Origin of the sequence: Comamonas guangdongensis, from assembly GCF_041079535.1 — a bacterium.
Classification (GTDB): domain Bacteria; phylum Pseudomonadota; class Gammaproteobacteria; order Burkholderiales; family Burkholderiaceae_C; genus Comamonas; species Comamonas guangdongensis.
Window position 1 is genome coordinate 15,157 of the sequence record NZ_JBFYGN010000012.1, and the last position, 15,584, is coordinate 30,740.

Consider the following 15,584-nt stretch of genomic DNA (forward strand, 5'->3'; position numbering starts at 1 on the left):
CGGGAACAAGGAGAAAAACATGGCAGATCCTATGCGTATCCGCGCGCAGGCCGCGGGCGACAAAACCACCGTGCGCGTGCTGATGTCCCATGAGATGGAAACCGGGCAGCGCAAAGACGCCGAAGGCAAGACCGTGCCGGCCTGGTTCATCCAGGAGGTGACGGCCTCGCTCAACGGCAAGCAGGTGCTGGTGGCCGAATGGGGGCCGGCGGTGTCCAAGAACCCCTTTCTGCAGTTCGTGGTCAAGGGCGCCAAGGCCGGCGACAAGATCGCCGTCAGCTGGAAGGACAGCCGGGGCGAGACCCGCACCGACGAGGCCACCGTCAGCTGAGCCCATGAACCGCGCGCGGGCCTGGCCCGCCCGCGTCGACAGAGTCCGAACCAGAACCAGACCTGCGCAGAGTCGGCCCGGCCCAAGGCCTGATGAGCGTCCATGCCTGCGCAGGTCCTACAAAAGAGAGGTGCCCCATGAGACCTTCCTTCTCCTCCGGGAGCCTGGCCGCGGCGGCCGTGCTGGCGTTGTGCGCCGGCCTGCCCGCGCTGGCCCAGAAGAGTACGGCGGACGGCATTGCCGAATACCGCGAGATGCTGCAGGACGGCAACCCCGCCGAGCTGTTCGAGATGAAAGGCGAGGAGCTGTGGACGCAGAAGCGCGGCCCCAGGAACGCCTCGTTGGAGCAATGCGATCTGGGCAAGGGGCCGGGCGTGGTCCGGGGGGCTTTTGTGGAGCTGCCGCGCTACTTTGCCGACACCGCCAAGGTGCAGGATCTGGAGTCGCGGCTGCTGACCTGCATGGACAGGCTGCAGGGCCTGGACGCCAAGAAGATTGCCGCCACGCCGTTCGGCAAGGACGAGCAAAAGAACATCGAGGGGCTGGTGGCCTGGATTTCATCGCAGTCCAAGGGCCTGAAGTTCGACCTGCCGCAGGGCCATGTCCAGGAAAAGCAGATGTACGAGGCCGGCAAGCGCCTGTTCTATATGCGCGGCGGCCCGCACGACTTTGCCTGTGCGACCTGCCATGGCGCCGATGGCAAGCGCATACGCATGCAGGACCTGCCCAATCTGACCAAGAACCCCGGCGCGGCCGACGGCTTTGGCGCCTGGCCCGCCTACCGTGTTTCCTCGGGCGAGCTGTGGAGCATGCAGCGCCGCCTCAACGACTGCTTCCGCCAGCAGCGCTTCCCCTATCCCGGCTACGCCAGCGAGGCGACGATCGCGCTGGGCGTGTTCATGGGTGTCAACGGCAAGGGCGGCGTTTCCACGGCGCCGGCCATCAAGCGATAAGGAAGCCTCATGTCGAAGCAAAAGTGTTTGCCTTACCTGGCCGTTGCCGCGTCGCTGGCGATACTGGGCTGTGCCTCGGTGAACAGCACGGCCGATATCGACGCCTTGACGCGCAGCATGGTGCAGACCTCCTTCCGCGACGAGGGCATGGCCAAGGTGGAGCGCCTGCAGCAGGACGAGGCCAATGCGGCCTGCAGCCAGGCCGAAGCTGCGGGCCAGCCGCTGGATGCGGGGCGCGCCCAGGCCATAGAGGCGGCCAACCTCAAAAGCGTGCAATGGCCCAGGGACGGCAGGCTGGTCGGCGACTGGCGGGAGGGCGAGAAGATCGCCCAGAACGGCCGCGGCATGACCTGGAGCGACAAGGCCGGCAGCGTCAACGGCGGCAATTGCTACAACTGCCACCAGATCAGCAAGGAAGAGATCTCCTACGGCACGCTGGGCCCCAGCCTCTACCACTACGGCAAGATCCGCGGCATCCAGAACCCGGACGGTCCGGAGTCCAAAGCCATCGTCGAATACACCTGGGGCAAGGTCTGGAACGCCAAGGCCTACAACGCCTGCTCGGGCATGCCGCGCTTCGGCCATGCGGGCATCCTGAGCGAAGCCCAGGTGCGCGATCTGGTGGCGCTGCTGGTCGATCCCCAATCGCCGGTCAACCGCTGATACATCACTCTTGAAAGCATAGCTGGCAGCGTCGATTCAGACTGGGGCTGCCGGCTTCTTAGCACTATGAGCCTTTCCAAACGCGAATTTTTGCAGGTGCTGGCGGCGGCCAGCGTCTCGGGCATGGGCCTGCAGCGCTATGCGCATGCGGACCAGAAGCTGGCCGATAAGGCCTTGTACGAGGTGGCGCCGTTCGGCAATGTGTCGCTGCTGCACATGACGGACTGCCACGCCCAGCTCAAGCCCGTTCATTTCCGCGAGCCCAGCGTCAACATCGGCGTGGGCGCCATGCGCAACCAGCGCCCGCATCTGGTGGGCGAGCATCTGCTCAAGGCCAGCGGCATCCGGCCCGGCTCGGCGCAGGCCCATGCCTTCAGCTATCTGGATTTCGAGGCCGCGTCCCAACGCTACGGCAAGCTGGGCGGGTTTGCGCACCTGTCCACCTTGGTCAAGCGCATGAAGGCTTCGCGCCCCGGTGCGCTGCTGCTCGACGGCGGCGACACCTGGCAGGGCTCGGCCACGTCGCTGTGGACCAATGCCCAGGACATGGTCGATGCCTGCAAGCTGCTGGGCGTGGACGTGATGACGGGCCACTGGGAGTTCACCTACGGCATGCAGCGCGTGCAGGAGATCATCGACAAGGATTTCGGCGGCAAGCTCGAGTTCGTGGCGCAGAACGTCAAGACCGCGGACTTCGGCGACCCGGTGTTCAAGCCCTATGTGATGCGCGAGATCAACGGTGTGCAGGTGGCCATCATCGGCCAGGCCTTCCCCTATACGCCGATCGCCAACCCGCGCTATATGGTGGCCGACTGGAGCTTCGGCATCCAGGACGACAATCTGCAGAAGATGGTCGACGAGGTGCGCGCCAAGGGCGCCAAGGTCGTGGTCGTGCTCTCGCACAACGGCATGGATGTGGACCTCAAGATGGCCGGCCGCGTGCGCGGCATCGATGCCATCCTGGGCGGCCACACCCATGACGGCATGCCCGTGCCCACGCTGGTCGAGAACGCGGGCGGCAAGACCATAGTCACCAACGCCGGCTCGAACGGCAAGTTCCTGGGCGTGCTGGATTTCGACGTGAAGAACGGCCAGGTGCGCGATTTCCGCTATCGCCTGCTGCCGGTGTTCGCCAACATCCTGCCCGCGGATGCCGAGATGCAGGCCCTCATCACCAAGATCCGCGCGCCCTACGAGTCCCGGCTGAACGAGGTGCTGGCGACCACCGACGGCACGCTGTACCGCCGCGGCAACTTCAACGGCACGGGCGACCAACTGCTGCTGGACGCCATGATGGCCGTGCAGGATGCGCCCATCGCGTTTTCGCCGGGCTTCCGCTGGGGCACTTCGCTGCTGGCCGGGCAGGACATCACGCGCGAGTGGCTGCTGGACATGACGGCCACCACCTATTCCTATGCCACGGTGACCGAGATGACGGGCAGCACCATCAAGACGGTGCTCGAAGACGTGGCCGACAATCTGTTCAACCCCGACCCCTACTACCAGCAGGGCGGCGACATGGTGCGCGTGGGTGGCCTGCAATACCAGTGCGACCCGGCGGCGGGCGCGGGCAAGCGCATCAGCGAGATGCGGCTGAACGGCCAGCTGCTCGAGGCCGACAAGAAATACAAGGTCGCGGGCTGGGCGCCGGTGGCCGAGGAAGCCAGGAGCGCCGGCAACCAGCAGATATGGGAGGTGGTGGAGCCCTGGCTCAAGGAGCAGAAGGTGCTCAAGCCGCGCCGCCTCAACGAGCCCGGACTGTTGAACGTCAAGCCCAACCAGGGCCTGGCCCCGGCTTGATTAACGCAGCGTTATTGCCGGGCTGCGGGTATATGCGGGTGGGCTGAGGCCGCGATGCGCATTCCAATGCGTGCATGAATCCCGCAGAGTTTGAGACCTTGTCGGCCACCATTCTGGTGGCCATTTTTTTGCTGGCGGCAGCACTGGGTTTTGTGATGCGCGAGACGCGCTTTTGCACCATGGGGGCCATCAGCGATGTGGTGTATCTGCAGGACTGGGGGCGGGTGCGCCAGTGGGCCATGGCCGTCGGGGTGGCCATGCTCGGCTTCACGGCGCTGGCGCTGTGGGGGGGCTTGCAGGTCGGCGATGTGCTGTATGCGAGTACCCGGCTGCTTTGGGTCTCGGCGCTGGCCGGGGGGCTGATGTTCGGTGTGGGCATGGTGCTGGCTTCGGGCTGCGGGGCCAGAAATCTCACGCGCCTCGGGGGCGGCAGCCTCAAGGCCCTGGTCGTGCTGCTGGTGATGGCGGTGGCCGGGTTTGCCACGCTCAAGGGCATCACGGCCGTGGCGCGCGTGCGCTGGCTGGACGGCTGGCAGCTGGAATTCGGCACCCTGGCGCTGCTGCCGGAACTGCTGGCCAGGTTCGCGGGCTGGTCCGTCGCCGCCAGCCGCCTGTGGCTGGGCCTGGGTCTGGGCGGGCTGTTGATCTTGCTGGCGTTCAATCCCGTGCGCGATGCGCAGCGCAGCCGCGGCGCGCTGCTGGGCGGCGCCCTGGTGGGGCTGTGCGTGACGGTTGCCTGGTGGCTCGGCGGCCGTGCCGCGGAAGTGGCCGAACATCCGCAGACGCTGGAGCATGTCTATGCGACGACCTATAGCGGGCGCATAGAGGCCTTCAGCTTTGTGACCCCGGTGGCCCATACCCTGGACTGGCTGATGTTCTTCAGCGATAGCAGCAAGGTGCTGACCTGGGGCATAGCCTCGGTGCTGGGCATGGTGCTGGGCAGCCTGGCCCATGCGCTGTGGCGCCGCGATTTCCGTTGGCAGGGCTTTGCGGATACCCGGGACCTGGCGCGCCATCTGCTCGGCGCAGCGCTGATGGGCATGGGCGGCGTGACGGCCATGGGCTGTACCGTGGGCCAGGGCATCAGCGCGATGTCCATGTTCAGTCTTGGCAGCTTTGTGGCCGTCACCGGCATTGTGCTCGGGGCCGCGCTGACCCTGAAGCGCCTGGCCGCGCTGGACTGATGGCAACAGCCTTGGTGACGAATATTCTGCTAGCTGCTGGCGCAGGCTGGATGGGCATTCCAGCTTTACAACTACCCAAAAATGAGAAAAGGAGCGCGGAAAGCGCTCCTTTTTTATTCAGCAGCCGGGTTCAAAGCTTGCGCAGGCGCGCCGCGGCTTCGACCAGGGTCTCGTCCTTCTTGGCAAAGCAGAAGCGCACCACGCGCTGATCAAAGCCGTCGCCATAAAAGGCCGACAGCGGGATCGCGGCCACGCCGACTTCCTTGACCAGCCACTGGCAGAACTCGGCCTCGTTGAGCTCGGAGACCGAGGAGATATCGGCGCAGAGAAAATAGGTGCCGGCCGTGGGCAGCAGCTTCAGGCGCGAGCCCTGCAGGCCGCCCACGAACAGATCGCGCTTGGCCTGGTAGAAGGCCGAGAGATTCAGATAGGGGGCCGGGTCCTGCATGTATTGCGCCAGACCCGCCTGCATGGGCGTGTTCACCGTGAACACATTGAACTGGTGGACCTTGCGGAATTCGGCGGTGAGCGCGGCGGGCGCGGCCACGGTGCCGACCTTCCAGCCCGTGACATGGTAGGTCTTGCCAAAGCTGGAGACGATGAAGGCCCGCTCGGCCAGGCCCGGGTAGCGGGCGCTGCTCAGGTGCTGGGCACCGTCGTAGACCATGTGCTCATACACTTCGTCGCTGATCAGCAGCACATTGGTGGGAGCCAACAGCGCCTCGAGCTCGCGCATCTCGGCGTCGGTCCAGATGGTGGCGCTGGGATTGTGTGGGCTGTTGATGATGAGCAATCGCGTGCGCGGCGTGATGGCTGCGGCGATCCTGGCAAAGTCCGGGCGGAAGCTGCCGGGCGTCAACGGCACGCGCACGGCTACGCCGCCGGCCAGCTCGATATTCGGCACATAGCTGTCGTAGCAGGGGTCGAGCACGATGACCTCGTCGCCCTGGTGCACTGTGGCCAGAATGGCCGTGAGAATCGCCTGCGTGGCGCCGGCGGTGATTGTGAGCTCGCTGCCCGCGTCATAGCGGCGGCCGTGCAGGGCCTCGATCTTGGCGGCCACGGCCTCGCGCAGCGCGGGCCAGCCCGCCATCGGCGGGTACTGGTTGTGGCCAGCGCGCATGGCCTGGTCCACGGCGTCTAGCAGCTTGGGGTCGCAGCCGAAGTCGGGGAAGCCCTGGCCCAGGTTGACGGCCCGGTGTTCGGCGGCCAGCGCCGACATCACGGTGAAGATGGTGGTGCCCACATGGGGCAGCTTGCTGGGAAAGGTCGGAGTCACGATGGTCTTGCAATGCATGGACGGGGCCCACTGGTCCCGTGCCTGGGAAATCAGAGCCCGAAATCGTCCACGCTGCCGTTCATGGCACGCATGATGAGATCGCGCGAGAGGCGGTCGCTGAGCAGCTCGGCAAACTTGTAGACGAAGTTGCGCAGATAGGCGCCGCGCTTGATGGCCACGCGGGCCACGCTGGTGCCGAAAAGATGGCCGACGGGGCGCACGACCAGGTCGCCCGCGGGATCGTCGCGCATGGCCATCTCGGCCACGATGCCAATGCCCAGGCCCAGGCGCACATAGGTCTTGATCACGTCCGCGTCTATGGCCTCGAGCACGATATGCGGGTACAGGCGGCGCATCTCGAAAGCATGGTCGATCTTGCCGCGTCCCGTGAAGGAGGGGTGGTAGGTGATCAAGGCCTCATGCGCGATGTCCTCCAGCGTGATGCGCTCTTTTTGCGCCAGCGGGTGGCCGGTGGGCAGCACCAGCACGTGCTGCCATTCATAGCAGGGCAGGGTCACGAGGTCCGGGTAGTCGGCCAGGGATTCGGTGGCCATGCCGATCTCGGCCACTTCGTCGATTACCATGCGTGCCACTTCGGCGGGCGTGGCCTGGTGCAGGCTGATGGTGACCTTGGGATACATGTCGCGCAGCCGCGCCACGGCCGGCGGGAGCACATAGCGGGCCTGGGTGTGGGTGGTGGCGATGCTGAGCGTGCCGCTGTCCTGGGCGCTGTACTGCTCGCCTATGCGCTTGAGGTTGCCCACCTCGCGCATGATGAGCTCTATGCTTTTGAGGACTTCCTGGCCGGGCTCGGTAATGCGCTTGAGGCGCTTGCCGTGGCGGGCAAAAATGTCTATGCCCAGTTCCTCTTCAAGCTCGATGATGGCTTTGGAAACGCCTGGCTGGGAGGTGTGCAAGGCCTTTGCCGCCTCGGTGAGGTTGAGGTTGCGGCGCGCGGCTTCCTGGACGAAGCGAAATTGATGCAGGTTCATGACGGCATGGACTAAGAACTTGCATCATTATGCTTCATTTATCTAAAGAAGCTATTTTTTATCTTGAATTTTTATGTTTGTGGGTGAGCCGGATGCCGCGGCCTCCATGGCCAGCTGGGCCAGCAGGGCTGTCACCCTGGGATTTTCGCCGGCTGCGGTCTGCAGCTCGAACCGGCATTGCGGATGCCGCTGGCGCAGCATATCGAGCAGGCGCGGAATGTCTTCGCGCGCATGCTTGCCCGTGCCCAGAAATAGCGGCAGCACGGTCAGGTGGTTGCTGCCCTGGGCGATCAGTGTTTCCGCAGCCGTGGCCAGATCGGGAGCGCAGGCCTCCAGATAGGCGCTGAGGCAGGGCAGGGCGGGCTGCATGGCCTGCACGGCGTGCTGCACGGCCTCGATGGGCTGGCGCCACAGCGGGTCCCGGGAGCCGTGGGCCAGCAGAATCAGGCCGGGCCGGATGGTGGCGGAGGAAGCCGGGTCCTGCATGGTGCTAGCGCCTAAGTACCAGCCAGCCGAAGGCCGACAGCGACAAGGCCGTGTACAGCATGCCCGGAGCCGCGGCCGCCAGCCACGGCCACCAGCTCTGCAGCGTGCCGATATAGCCGAACACATTGTTCAGCAGGAAGAAGCTGATGCCGGCCATCACGCCACCGAACACATAGGCGGTAATGCCGCCCGAGCGGAAATGCAGGTAGGCGAAAGGCAGGGCCAGCACCACCATCACCAGGCAGCTGAGCGGATAGAACACCTTGCGCCAGAACTCGATCTCATACTTCTGCGCGGCCTGGCCGTTGTCCTGCAGATGGCGGATGAACTGGAACAGCGCAATCGTGGTCATGCGGTCGGGGTTGAGCAAAGCCCCCGAAACCATGGCCGCCGTGACCTTGGTAGGCCAGTTCAGCGTGGCTTCGTTGACGCGGGTGAGCCTGGTCTTCGTGCCATCCTGGCTGAGCTGCGTCGCCTGCACGCCCTGCAGCAGCCATTGATCATTGTCCTCATCGACCTGGGCCGCCTGGGCATTGATCTGAGACAGGATGCGGCCATCGGCGCCGAACTCGAAGATGCGCACATTGAGAAAATCGCCGGGCGTCTTGATACTGCCGACATTGATGGCCACCGAATGCTCGCCCTGCTTTTCCTTGAGCCAGGCCCCGGTGGCGCCGCTGGAGATCTGACTTCCGGTCATGGCGCGCAGTTTCTGGCTGAACTTGTCGGCCGCGGGCGCCGCATAGTCGCCCACCGCCACGGTCAGCAGCACAAAGCCCAGGCCCAGGGCGAGCAGGGTCCGAAGCGCCAGCCAGGGCCCCATGCCGCTGGTGCGCATGATGGTGAATTCGGAACTCTGGGCAAAGCGGGCCATGACGAAAATGGCGCCGATCAGCACCGCGATGGGCATGAGCTCGTAGAGATGGCCCGGTATGGACAGGGCCACGAAGAGCAGGGCGCGACCGGCGGTATAGCCAGCGTTGCCGCTGCCCACCCAGCGCATCTCGTCGACCAGGTCGAAAAAGAAGAACAACGCCAGAAACGCCAGCGTCACATACAGCACCGCGAGAATCACCTCGCGGTAGATCAGATTGCGCAGAACCTTCATTGTGCAGCTCCCCGGCGCTTGCCAGCGCCGCCCAGCAGGTCGCGCGGCGACCAGCGGAAGTGGCGCGCCAGCAGCACCAGCACGCTGCCCGCAAAAATGCCGCCATGCAGCAGGCCCAGCAGGTCCCACATGCTGATCTTGCTGGCGCCCACCCAGCTCTCGCCCAGCGTCATCAGGTTGTAGTAGATGATGAAGGCGAACAGGGCAATCATAAGGCTGGTGCTGTTGCCGGCGCGCGGGTTCACGCTGGAGACAGCGAGGCCCAGGATCACGAAGTTCAGCGCCGCCAAGGGCAGGCCCAGGCGCCAGCCCAGTACCGAGCGTGCAATCGGCTCGTTGCGGTGGATCAGGTCCTTGGTGGGCATGGTCCGCGCCGCCATCTCTTCCATGGCCACGGGGTTGTCGCCATCGACCTTGACGCCGTATTCCTTGAACTCGGTCACGCGTACCGAGCCGTCATCGGCTCGGGTCTCCATGCGCTGGCCGTTTTGCAGAATAACCATGCGCTCCCCCTTGATGACTTCGAGGTGTGCGCCCTTGGCGGAGGTCACGGATTCCTTGCCAGGCTCGCGCGAGACCACGAAGACATTGCTGGCGGTCATGTCCGAAGGCGTGTCCTTGTCGATGAAGAAAACCCGCTTGCCGCCCGCGGACTCCTGGAACTCCCCGGGCGCGATGCGGTCAAGGTCGCTGCGCTGCTGGAACTGGGTCTTGATCTGCTCGATCTGCTGGTAGGACCAGGGCAGCACGCCCAGGGCCAGCACGGCGGTGATGAAGATCACCGGCCAGGCAAAGCGCAGCAGCGGCTTGAGCAGGCTGGCCAGACCTTGGCCGGCCGCAAACCAGATGACCATCTCGCTGTCGCGATACATGCGCGACAGCGAGCCCACGATGGCCACGAACAGGCTCAGGCCCAGAATGGTCGGGAGCTGGCCGAGCACGGTGAAACCCATGACCAGCATCACGTCGGAAGGGCTGACACTGCCCTTGTAAGCTTGGCCCAGCGTGCGAATCAGCATCATGGTCATCACCACGGTGATCAGGACCACGGCTGTCGCACCAAAGCTGCGGGCCAGCTCTTTGCGTATGGATGAATCGAATAACATTGGCTAAAAGGAAAACACCGATTATGAACTTTGAACTGAAGGCTCTGACCGCTGCGGCCGCAGCGCGTGAAAAATGTGACCTGCTGTTGGTGCTGGTTTCCGAGCAGGCTGCGCTTGGCAGTGACGCGATCGGCGCCATGGTGGCCCATGCGGTGAAACAGGGTGATTTTGCCCTGTCTTGCGGCCAGCAACTGCCTTTGTATCAAGTGCCCGCCATCGCGGCGCGCCGCGTGCTGCTGCTGGGCGTGGGTGCGGGCTCCGCCAAGGAGGTACGCAGCGCCCTGGCCGGATGTGCGGCGACGCTCAAGTCCGAGGGCGTGGCCAAGGCCGTGGTGAGCCTGGCCTTCGCCGCCGATGCGCAGGCCGCGGCCGCAGCCGTGCAGGCCGTGGCCGATGCGACCTATGCCTATACCCACACCAAGTCCCAGGCCAAGGCCATCGGCCTCAAGAAGGTGGTTCTGGGCCTGCCGTCCAAGACGGCGGCCGTGACCACGGCTTTCGAGACCGCCGTGGCCCAGCAGGAAGGCGTGGCCATGGCCCGTGAATGGGCCAACCGCCCGGCCAACCATGCGACGCCGACCATGCTGGCCAACGCGGCCAAGAGCCTTGCCAAGGCCGCGCGCATGAGCTGCAAGATTCATGGCCCCGCCGAAGTGGCCAAGCTGGGCATGGGCGCTTTCATGGCCGTGGCCCAGGGCTCGAGCCAGCCGCTGCGCTTTATCGAGCTGCACTACAACGGCGCGGCCAAGGCCGAGGCGCCGATCGTGCTGGTCGGCAAGGGCATCAGCTTCGATACCGGTGGCATCTCGCTCAAGCCTGCGGCCGAGATGGACGAGATGAAGTTCGACATGGGCGGCGCGGCCAGCGTGCTCGGCGTGTTCCAGGCCCTGGCCCGGCTGCAGCCGGCCATCAATGTGGTGGGCCTGATTCCTGCCTGCGAAAACATGCCCGATGGCGCTGCGGTCAAGCCCGGTGATGTGGTCACCAGCATGAGCGGCCAGACCATAGAAATTCTCAACACCGATGCCGAAGGCCGTCTGGTGCTGTGCGATGCGCTGCATTACGCCGCCCGCTTCAAGCCTGCGGCGCTGCTGGACATGGCCACCTTGACGGGCGCTTGCGTCATCGCCCTGGGTGGTCTGCGCAGCGGCCTGTTCTCCACCGACGACAAGCTGGCTGCCGCGCTGCAGGCCGCGGGCGAGGCGGCACTGGACCCATGCTGGCGCATGCCGCTGGACGATGAATACGCCGAAGGTCTCAAGAGCAATTTTGCCGACATGGGCAATGTCGCCGGTCGCGCCGGCGGGGCGGTGACGGCTGCCAAGTTCCTGCAGAAATTCGTGGGCGACATTCCCTGGGCGCATCTGGATATCGCGGGAACGGCCTGGAAGAGCGGCGCCGCCAAAGGTGCCACGGGCCGCCCCGTGGGCCTGCTGCTGCAATATCTGCTGGGCCAGGCCCAGGCTGGCAAAACCGCGCAGGCCGCGCCCGCGCCCCGCCGCGCGGCCAAGCCCGCCGGGCGCTCTGGCGCCAAAGCCGTAGCCAAGGCATCTGCCTGATGGAGAGCCGGACGGTGTGGCTTGATCAAAGCCATGCCGGCCGGAGCAAGATGTGACTGAAATTGCTTTTCATTTCAATGCACCGGACAAGCTGGCCTATGTGTGCCGCTTTGCCCGCAAGGCGCTGCGCCATGGGGCGCGTCTGGTCATACTGGGCGATGCCGCGACGTTGAGCCAGCTCTCCGCCAGACTCTGGAGCGTGTCTGCCACGGACTTCCTGGCCCATGCCACGGCCGCAGACGGCGCGCAGATGCTGGCCGCATCGCCTATCGTGCTGGCCGAGCGCTTGCAGGAGCTGCCGCACCACGATGTGCTGGTCAATCTGACGGCCCAGGTGCCCGAGGACTTCGAGCGTTTTGCACGCGTGGTGGAGATTGTCTCGTCGGGCGACGAGATGGATCGCCAGGAGGCTCGCACGCGCTGGCGCGACTATGCAGCGCGCGGCTTTTCCATTGTCCGGCACGATCTGAATCTCAAGGGCTAGGCCATGAATTCTTCCTCCAAGGTCCCTCCGCGCTTTGTTCCCACCTTGACCGAGGTCGTGCAGGCCGATGCCCAACGCGCTGAGAGTGAAGCGGCCGATTCCCCGGGTCTGGCGCCCGACGCAGCGCTCGCGGGCCTTGAACCGGCGCCGCCCCAGCCCGAGCAGAATGCCGATACGGAGCTTCCTATCGCCGCGCCGCTGGCGTCTTTCCACACCCCCTGGCTTGCAGACGGGCTGTATGTGCGCCGCAAGCCCGCGACCATTCCCCGCGATCTGCCGCCCCTGCCGGAGTCCTTGCCGCCCCAGCAGCCTTTTGCGGACAGCTCCGGGGTCAGTCTGGACGAGGTCGATTCAGAGACTGTGCTGGAGTCCGCCCTGGAGCCAGGGCTGGTGGAGCCAGCGCAATCTGCAGCGGTCCCGGAGCCGGAATCTGCCGAGGAGCAACACTTGCCGGTGAAGGTTCTGCCGGACGAGTCTGGTTGCGATCTGGCTGCCGGTCATGATGACGGCCACGAGGCCGCTGCGGCAGTCCAGACTTTTGCGGAAAACACCGAAGACCAGGGCTGGAGCGCGCAGGCCCCGCAGGTGACCGAGGAGTATCTGGTCCACAGGCTGATGCAGCGCGTGGACCTGGTGCTGGAGCAACGGCTGCAGGAAGCGATTGTGCTGGCCGTGCAGGAGCAGACCCGCTCCATGGTCCTGCGCCTGCGCGAAGAGGTGGAGTCCGTGGTGCGCCAGTCCGTGTACGAGGCCGTCGAGGCCGAGCTTGCGCAGCAGGCGCAAATCAGATCCGAGGGCTGAGCCTACTTCCCAGCACGGTCAGCGGTTGAGCCGTACCGGGCCGCTGAAGACCTGGGGGTTCAGGATGTTGGTGGGATGGCCATTGGCAAAATTCGCCACATTCTCGAATGCGGTGCGGAAGTACAGCTCATAGCTGTCCTGCTCCACATAGCCTATATGCGGGGTGCAGATGCAGTTTTCCAGCCGCAGCAGCGCATGGCCTTGCAGGATGGGCTCGCTTTCGAACACATCGATGGCGGCCAGGCCGGGGCGGCCCCGGTTCAGTGCGCACAGCAGGGCCTCGGGTTCGACCAGCTCGGCCCGCGATGTGTTGACGAACAGCGCCGTGGGCTTCATGCGAGCCAGATCCTGTGCCGTGACGATGCCGCGCGTGGCCTCATGCAGGCGCAGATGCATGGACAGCACATCGCATTGTTCGAAAAATGCCTCTTTGCTGGGAGCAATCAGGCAACCGTCGGCCTCGGCCTTCTGGCGTGAGCTCTCGCTGCCCCAGACGCAGACCTGCATGCCAAAGGCCTTGCCATAGCCGGCAATCAGCCGGCCTATGCGGCCATAGCCCCAGATGCCCAGCACGCGGCCACTCAGCACGCTGCCCAGGCCGAAGTTGGGCGGCATGGACGCGGCTTTGAGTCCCGACTGCTGCCAGGCGCCATGCTTGAGGTTGGCTATGTATTGCGGCAGGCGGCGCATGGCCGCCATGATGAGGGCCCAGGTCAGCTCGGCCGGCGCGACCGGGGAGCCCACACCTTCGGCAATGGCCACGCCGCGCTCGGTGCAGGCCTCGACATCGATATGGGCACCGGCCTTGCCGGTCTGGGCGATCAGCTTGAGGCGCGGCAGCTTCTCGAGCAACTGCCTGGAGATCTGGGTGCGTTCGCGGATCAGGACGATGACATCGGCATCGCGCAGGCGTACCGACAACTGGCCCACGCCTTTGACGGTATTGGTGTAGACCTTGGCGTTGAAGGGATCAAGCAGCTTGGCGCAATCGAGCTTGCGTACCGCGTCTTGGTAATCGTCTAGGATAACTATGTTCACCACCGGGATCCTTAAATAAGTGGCTGAATTTGTTGGGAAAATCCAAGGCAATCAATCGTTCATGAGCTTTTCTGGCATCAAGCTGTGCCAAGACCCAGGCCACCAAACCATCAATGCAACTCCATACACTCCATCATCTGGCGTCGCTTTGGGCGCAGCTCTTAAATCGATGCCGCTTGAAGCGGCTCGCATGCATTTTGATGCGCGCTTCGCAAAGCCAGGCCGGCAGATGAGCGTATTGTCGTCCAAGGTTGCCCGGGATTGAGGCTCGAGGCAAGCGCATCGGGCAAAAGTTGGGTCTATAGGTACAAGTCCCAGGTCATCGATGTATGCATGCTCGGGACCGGACTTGGCAGCCGGCGCGCAGGGATTGGGTTGCAGCTTCGAGGCTCCCGGGCGATGTAGGCTAAGGAAGCTCCGGGCAGGAAACGCGCTGGCAGGTGCTGTTGCTGTTCAGGTCAGGGTGTGGCCGCCAGCATCTGCAAGCCGGGCCCAGCGTCCGGATAGAGCACCCCGGCAGTGTGCGCGCGATCGCGGCCTGCATTCTTGGCGCTGTACATCAGCCTGTCTGCCTCCTTGAGCGCACTATCCAGCTGGGCCGAAGCTTTGACGGCGCTGATGCCAAAGCTCATGGTCAGTTGGGCCTCGTGAGGCAGGACGGTGTTGTCGGCGCCGAGCTCGAGCCGGATGCGCTGGGCCAGGCGCCCCGCGCCTGCAAGATCGATGCACTTCAGCAGCAGCACAAACTCTTCTCCGCCAAAGCGCGCCACCAGATCGGGGCTGCGCACATTGCGCTGCAGTGTGGCCGACACCAGCTGCAGCACCCGATCGCCGCGCTCATGTCCCCAGCCGTCGTTGATGCGTTTGAAGTGATCGATGTCGCCGGCCAGAATGGCAATGGGGTGCAGGCGCTGGTCCGCCAGCCGCAGCCTGGCGGCTTCGTTGAAGGCCCGGCGATTCAGTGTCTTGGTCAGGGCATCGTGGTCGCGTTCGCTGCGCAGCTGGCTGACGATGTCGCGCATGGTGACTGCGCATATCAGCACGGTGAAGAGCAGCGCGAAGAACAGCACGCTCATCAAGGTGGTGGCCCAATACAGGGAGTTGGGCTGCATGGCGCCGCCGAGGCCCGTGTGTCCCCAGAGCGAGACCAGCAGGGGCCGCGCCATGGTGAAGAGCGCATATGTGATGTAGGACCAGAGCAGGGTTTGATTGAGCCAGTCCTTGGCGCGGGGCTTCTTGAAGACATCGGAGACCGGAAGCAGAAGAATCAGCGCAATGCCGAGGTTGAACGAATACAGTCGGTCCCAGAAGTTTTGGTCGATATGGGTGAAATAGAAAAGCGCCGCCAGGGCCACCAAGCCTATCAGCAGCGCAAGTCCGGGGTGGGTGGATACCCGCCTGCGCTCCGCAAAGCTTCGGGCCAGGCACCATGAGCCCAGCAGGTAGAGCGTGCCGATGCCGGTGGCGTGATGATCGAGGTCCTCGGGAGATAGCAGGCTGCGAATGCCCAGGTACAGCGCCGTCAGCGCGTATGCCGAGCATAGCCAGAGCAGAAAACGCTGCTGGCGCTGGTTGAGCCAGCAGATGCCGAGCAGGCCGGCGAGAAACAGCATGGCCAGGGACGGCGCGAGCAGGAAGATGCGGTCGTCGGCGGCCGACATCTCATTGCCTATGCTGGCGATACAGATCACGCACATAGAGCAGCCCCCTGTCGTCTCAAGCCTTGCGCATCCCTTGGCTAAGGTTCACGGATGCCGCTGCTTTTTTGATTCTTGGGCACATAAATTTTCAAATGCTTGC

General features: G+C 64.6%; 16 protein-coding genes. 9 read left to right on the forward strand and 7 right to left on the reverse strand.

All coding sequences use genetic code 11. The features are described 5' to 3' along the window. The first annotated feature begins 19 nt into the window (after positions 1-19). From soxZ to AB6724_RS11975, 5 genes are all read left to right on the forward strand, one after another. On the forward strand, positions 20-331 hold the full coding sequence (gene soxZ / locus AB6724_RS11955) for a thiosulfate oxidation carrier complex protein SoxZ (protein WP_369338745.1): 312 nt from the start codon (positions 20-22) through the stop codon (positions 329-331). Between the two features lie 137 nt (positions 332-468). Next, the gene (soxA, locus tag AB6724_RS11960) at positions 469-1,284 is read left to right on the forward strand and encodes a sulfur oxidation c-type cytochrome SoxA (RefSeq protein ID WP_369338746.1); all 816 of its coding nucleotides are present in this window, start codon (positions 469-471) and stop codon (positions 1,282-1,284) included. Positions 1,285-1,293: 9 nt separating this feature from the next. Beyond that, entirely contained in the window at positions 1,294-1,947 is a 654-nt protein-coding gene (soxX, locus tag AB6724_RS11965) for a sulfur oxidation c-type cytochrome SoxX (protein WP_369338747.1), read from the forward strand. Positions 1,948-2,013: 66 nt separating this feature from the next. Beyond that, a complete protein-coding gene (gene soxB, locus AB6724_RS11970) occupies positions 2,014-3,747 on the forward strand; it encodes a thiosulfohydrolase SoxB (protein WP_369338748.1) in 1,734 nt (577 codons plus the stop codon). Positions 3,748-3,821: 74 nt separating this feature from the next. Then, positions 3,822-4,931 carry a YeeE/YedE family protein gene (locus AB6724_RS11975; protein WP_369338749.1) on the forward strand — a complete coding sequence of 370 codons (1,110 nt, stop codon included), beginning with the start codon at positions 3,822-3,824 and terminating at the stop codon, positions 4,929-4,931. Positions 4,932-5,061: 130 nt separating this feature from the next. On the opposite strand, the gene AB6724_RS11980 is transcribed toward AB6724_RS11975, so the two are convergent. The 5 genes from AB6724_RS11980 to lptF are packed head-to-tail and all read right to left on the reverse strand — an operon-like array spanning position 5,062 to position 9,902. Beyond that, positions 5,062-6,228 (reverse strand): pyridoxal phosphate-dependent aminotransferase, encoded by a 1,167-nt coding sequence (locus tag AB6724_RS11980; RefSeq protein ID WP_369338750.1) that lies wholly within the window; start codon positions 6,226-6,228, stop codon positions 5,062-5,064. A 32-nt stretch (positions 6,229-6,260) separates the two neighbouring features. Then, a complete protein-coding gene (locus AB6724_RS11985; protein ID WP_369338751.1) occupies positions 6,261-7,202 on the reverse strand; it encodes a CysB family HTH-type transcriptional regulator in 942 nt (313 codons plus the stop codon). A 51-nt stretch (positions 7,203-7,253) separates the two neighbouring features. Next, complete coding sequence (locus AB6724_RS11990; RefSeq protein WP_369338752.1) at positions 7,254-7,688, reverse strand: sirohydrochlorin chelatase; 435 nt, start codon at positions 7,686-7,688, stop codon at positions 7,254-7,256. 4 nt (positions 7,689-7,692) lie between these two features. After that, on the reverse strand, positions 7,693-8,796 hold the full coding sequence (lptG, locus tag AB6724_RS11995; protein WP_369338753.1) for an LPS export ABC transporter permease LptG: 1,104 nt from the start codon (positions 8,794-8,796) through the stop codon (positions 7,693-7,695). Further along, the gene (gene lptF / locus AB6724_RS12000) at positions 8,793-9,902 is read right to left on the reverse strand and encodes an LPS export ABC transporter permease LptF (RefSeq protein WP_369338754.1); all 1,110 of its coding nucleotides are present in this window, start codon (positions 9,900-9,902) and stop codon (positions 8,793-8,795) included. The genes lptG and lptF overlap by 4 nt, the downstream gene beginning before the upstream one ends. 23 nt (positions 9,903-9,925) lie before the next feature. Between lptF and AB6724_RS12005 the strand changes: the two genes are divergently transcribed. Genes AB6724_RS12005 through AB6724_RS12015 form a run of 3 tightly spaced genes read left to right on the forward strand, consistent with a single transcriptional unit; the run spans position 9,926 to position 12,746 of the window. Further along, complete coding sequence (locus AB6724_RS12005) at positions 9,926-11,461, forward strand: leucyl aminopeptidase (protein ID WP_369338755.1); 1,536 nt, start codon at positions 9,926-9,928, stop codon at positions 11,459-11,461. Between the two features lie 52 nt (positions 11,462-11,513). Further along, positions 11,514-11,945: a DNA polymerase III subunit chi gene (locus tag AB6724_RS12010; RefSeq protein ID WP_369338756.1), complete on the forward strand. Its 432-nt coding sequence runs from the start codon at positions 11,514-11,516 to the stop codon at positions 11,943-11,945. A 3-nt stretch (positions 11,946-11,948) separates the two neighbouring features. Then, complete coding sequence (locus AB6724_RS12015; RefSeq protein WP_369338757.1) at positions 11,949-12,746, forward strand: hypothetical protein; 798 nt, start codon at positions 11,949-11,951, stop codon at positions 12,744-12,746. Between the two features lie 18 nt (positions 12,747-12,764). Here AB6724_RS12015 and AB6724_RS12020 read toward each other — a convergent pair whose 3' ends face one another. Beyond that, positions 12,765-13,784 (reverse strand): D-2-hydroxyacid dehydrogenase family protein, encoded by a 1,020-nt coding sequence (locus AB6724_RS12020; RefSeq protein ID WP_369338758.1) that lies wholly within the window; start codon positions 13,782-13,784, stop codon positions 12,765-12,767. A 19-nt stretch (positions 13,785-13,803) separates the two neighbouring features. On the opposite strand from AB6724_RS12020, the gene AB6724_RS12025 reads away from it, so the two are divergent. Next, entirely contained in the window at positions 13,804-14,049 is a 246-nt protein-coding gene (locus AB6724_RS12025) for a hypothetical protein (RefSeq protein WP_369338759.1), read from the forward strand. Positions 14,050-14,242: 193 nt separating this feature from the next. Here the strand turns inward: AB6724_RS12025 and AB6724_RS12030 are convergent, their stop codons facing one another. Further along, positions 14,243-15,445, reverse strand: a complete 1,203-nt coding sequence (locus AB6724_RS12030; RefSeq protein WP_369338859.1) for a GGDEF domain-containing protein — start codon at positions 15,443-15,445, stop codon at positions 14,243-14,245. Positions 15,446-15,584: the final 139 nt, after the last annotated feature.

What these genes read in the sequence shown, in the direction of transcription:
- lptF (WP_369338754.1), bottom strand. Translation starts at nt 9,902, where the DNA reads ATGTTATTCGATTCATCCATACGCAAAGAGCTGGCCCGCAGCTTTGGT.
- AB6724_RS11975 (WP_369338749.1), top strand. Translation starts at nt 3,822, where the DNA reads ATGAATCCCGCAGAGTTTGAGACCTTGTCGGCCACCATTCTGGTGGCC.
- AB6724_RS11990 (WP_369338752.1), bottom strand. Translation starts at nt 7,688, where the DNA reads ATGCAGGACCCGGCTTCCTCCGCCACCATCCGGCCCGGCCTGATTCTG.
- lptG (WP_369338753.1), bottom strand. Translation starts at nt 8,796, where the DNA reads ATGAAGGTTCTGCGCAATCTGATCTACCGCGAGGTGATTCTCGCGGTG.
- AB6724_RS11980 (WP_369338750.1), bottom strand. Translation starts at nt 6,228, where the DNA reads ATGCATTGCAAGACCATCGTGACTCCGACCTTTCCCAGCAAGCTGCCC.
- AB6724_RS12015 (WP_369338757.1), top strand. Translation starts at nt 11,949, where the DNA reads ATGAATTCTTCCTCCAAGGTCCCTCCGCGCTTTGTTCCCACCTTGACC.
- soxA (WP_369338746.1), top strand. Translation starts at nt 469, where the DNA reads ATGAGACCTTCCTTCTCCTCCGGGAGCCTGGCCGCGGCGGCCGTGCTG.
- soxZ (WP_369338745.1), top strand. Translation starts at nt 20, where the DNA reads ATGGCAGATCCTATGCGTATCCGCGCGCAGGCCGCGGGCGACAAAACC.
- AB6724_RS12030 (WP_369338859.1), bottom strand. Translation starts at nt 15,445, where the DNA reads ATGTCGGCCGCCGACGACCGCATCTTCCTGCTCGCGCCGTCCCTGGCC.
- AB6724_RS11985 (WP_369338751.1), bottom strand. Translation starts at nt 7,202, where the DNA reads ATGAACCTGCATCAATTTCGCTTCGTCCAGGAAGCCGCGCGCCGCAAC.
- AB6724_RS12005 (WP_369338755.1), top strand. Translation starts at nt 9,926, where the DNA reads ATGAACTTTGAACTGAAGGCTCTGACCGCTGCGGCCGCAGCGCGTGAA.
- soxB (WP_369338748.1), top strand. Translation starts at nt 2,014, where the DNA reads ATGAGCCTTTCCAAACGCGAATTTTTGCAGGTGCTGGCGGCGGCCAGC.
- soxX (WP_369338747.1), top strand. Translation starts at nt 1,294, where the DNA reads ATGTCGAAGCAAAAGTGTTTGCCTTACCTGGCCGTTGCCGCGTCGCTG.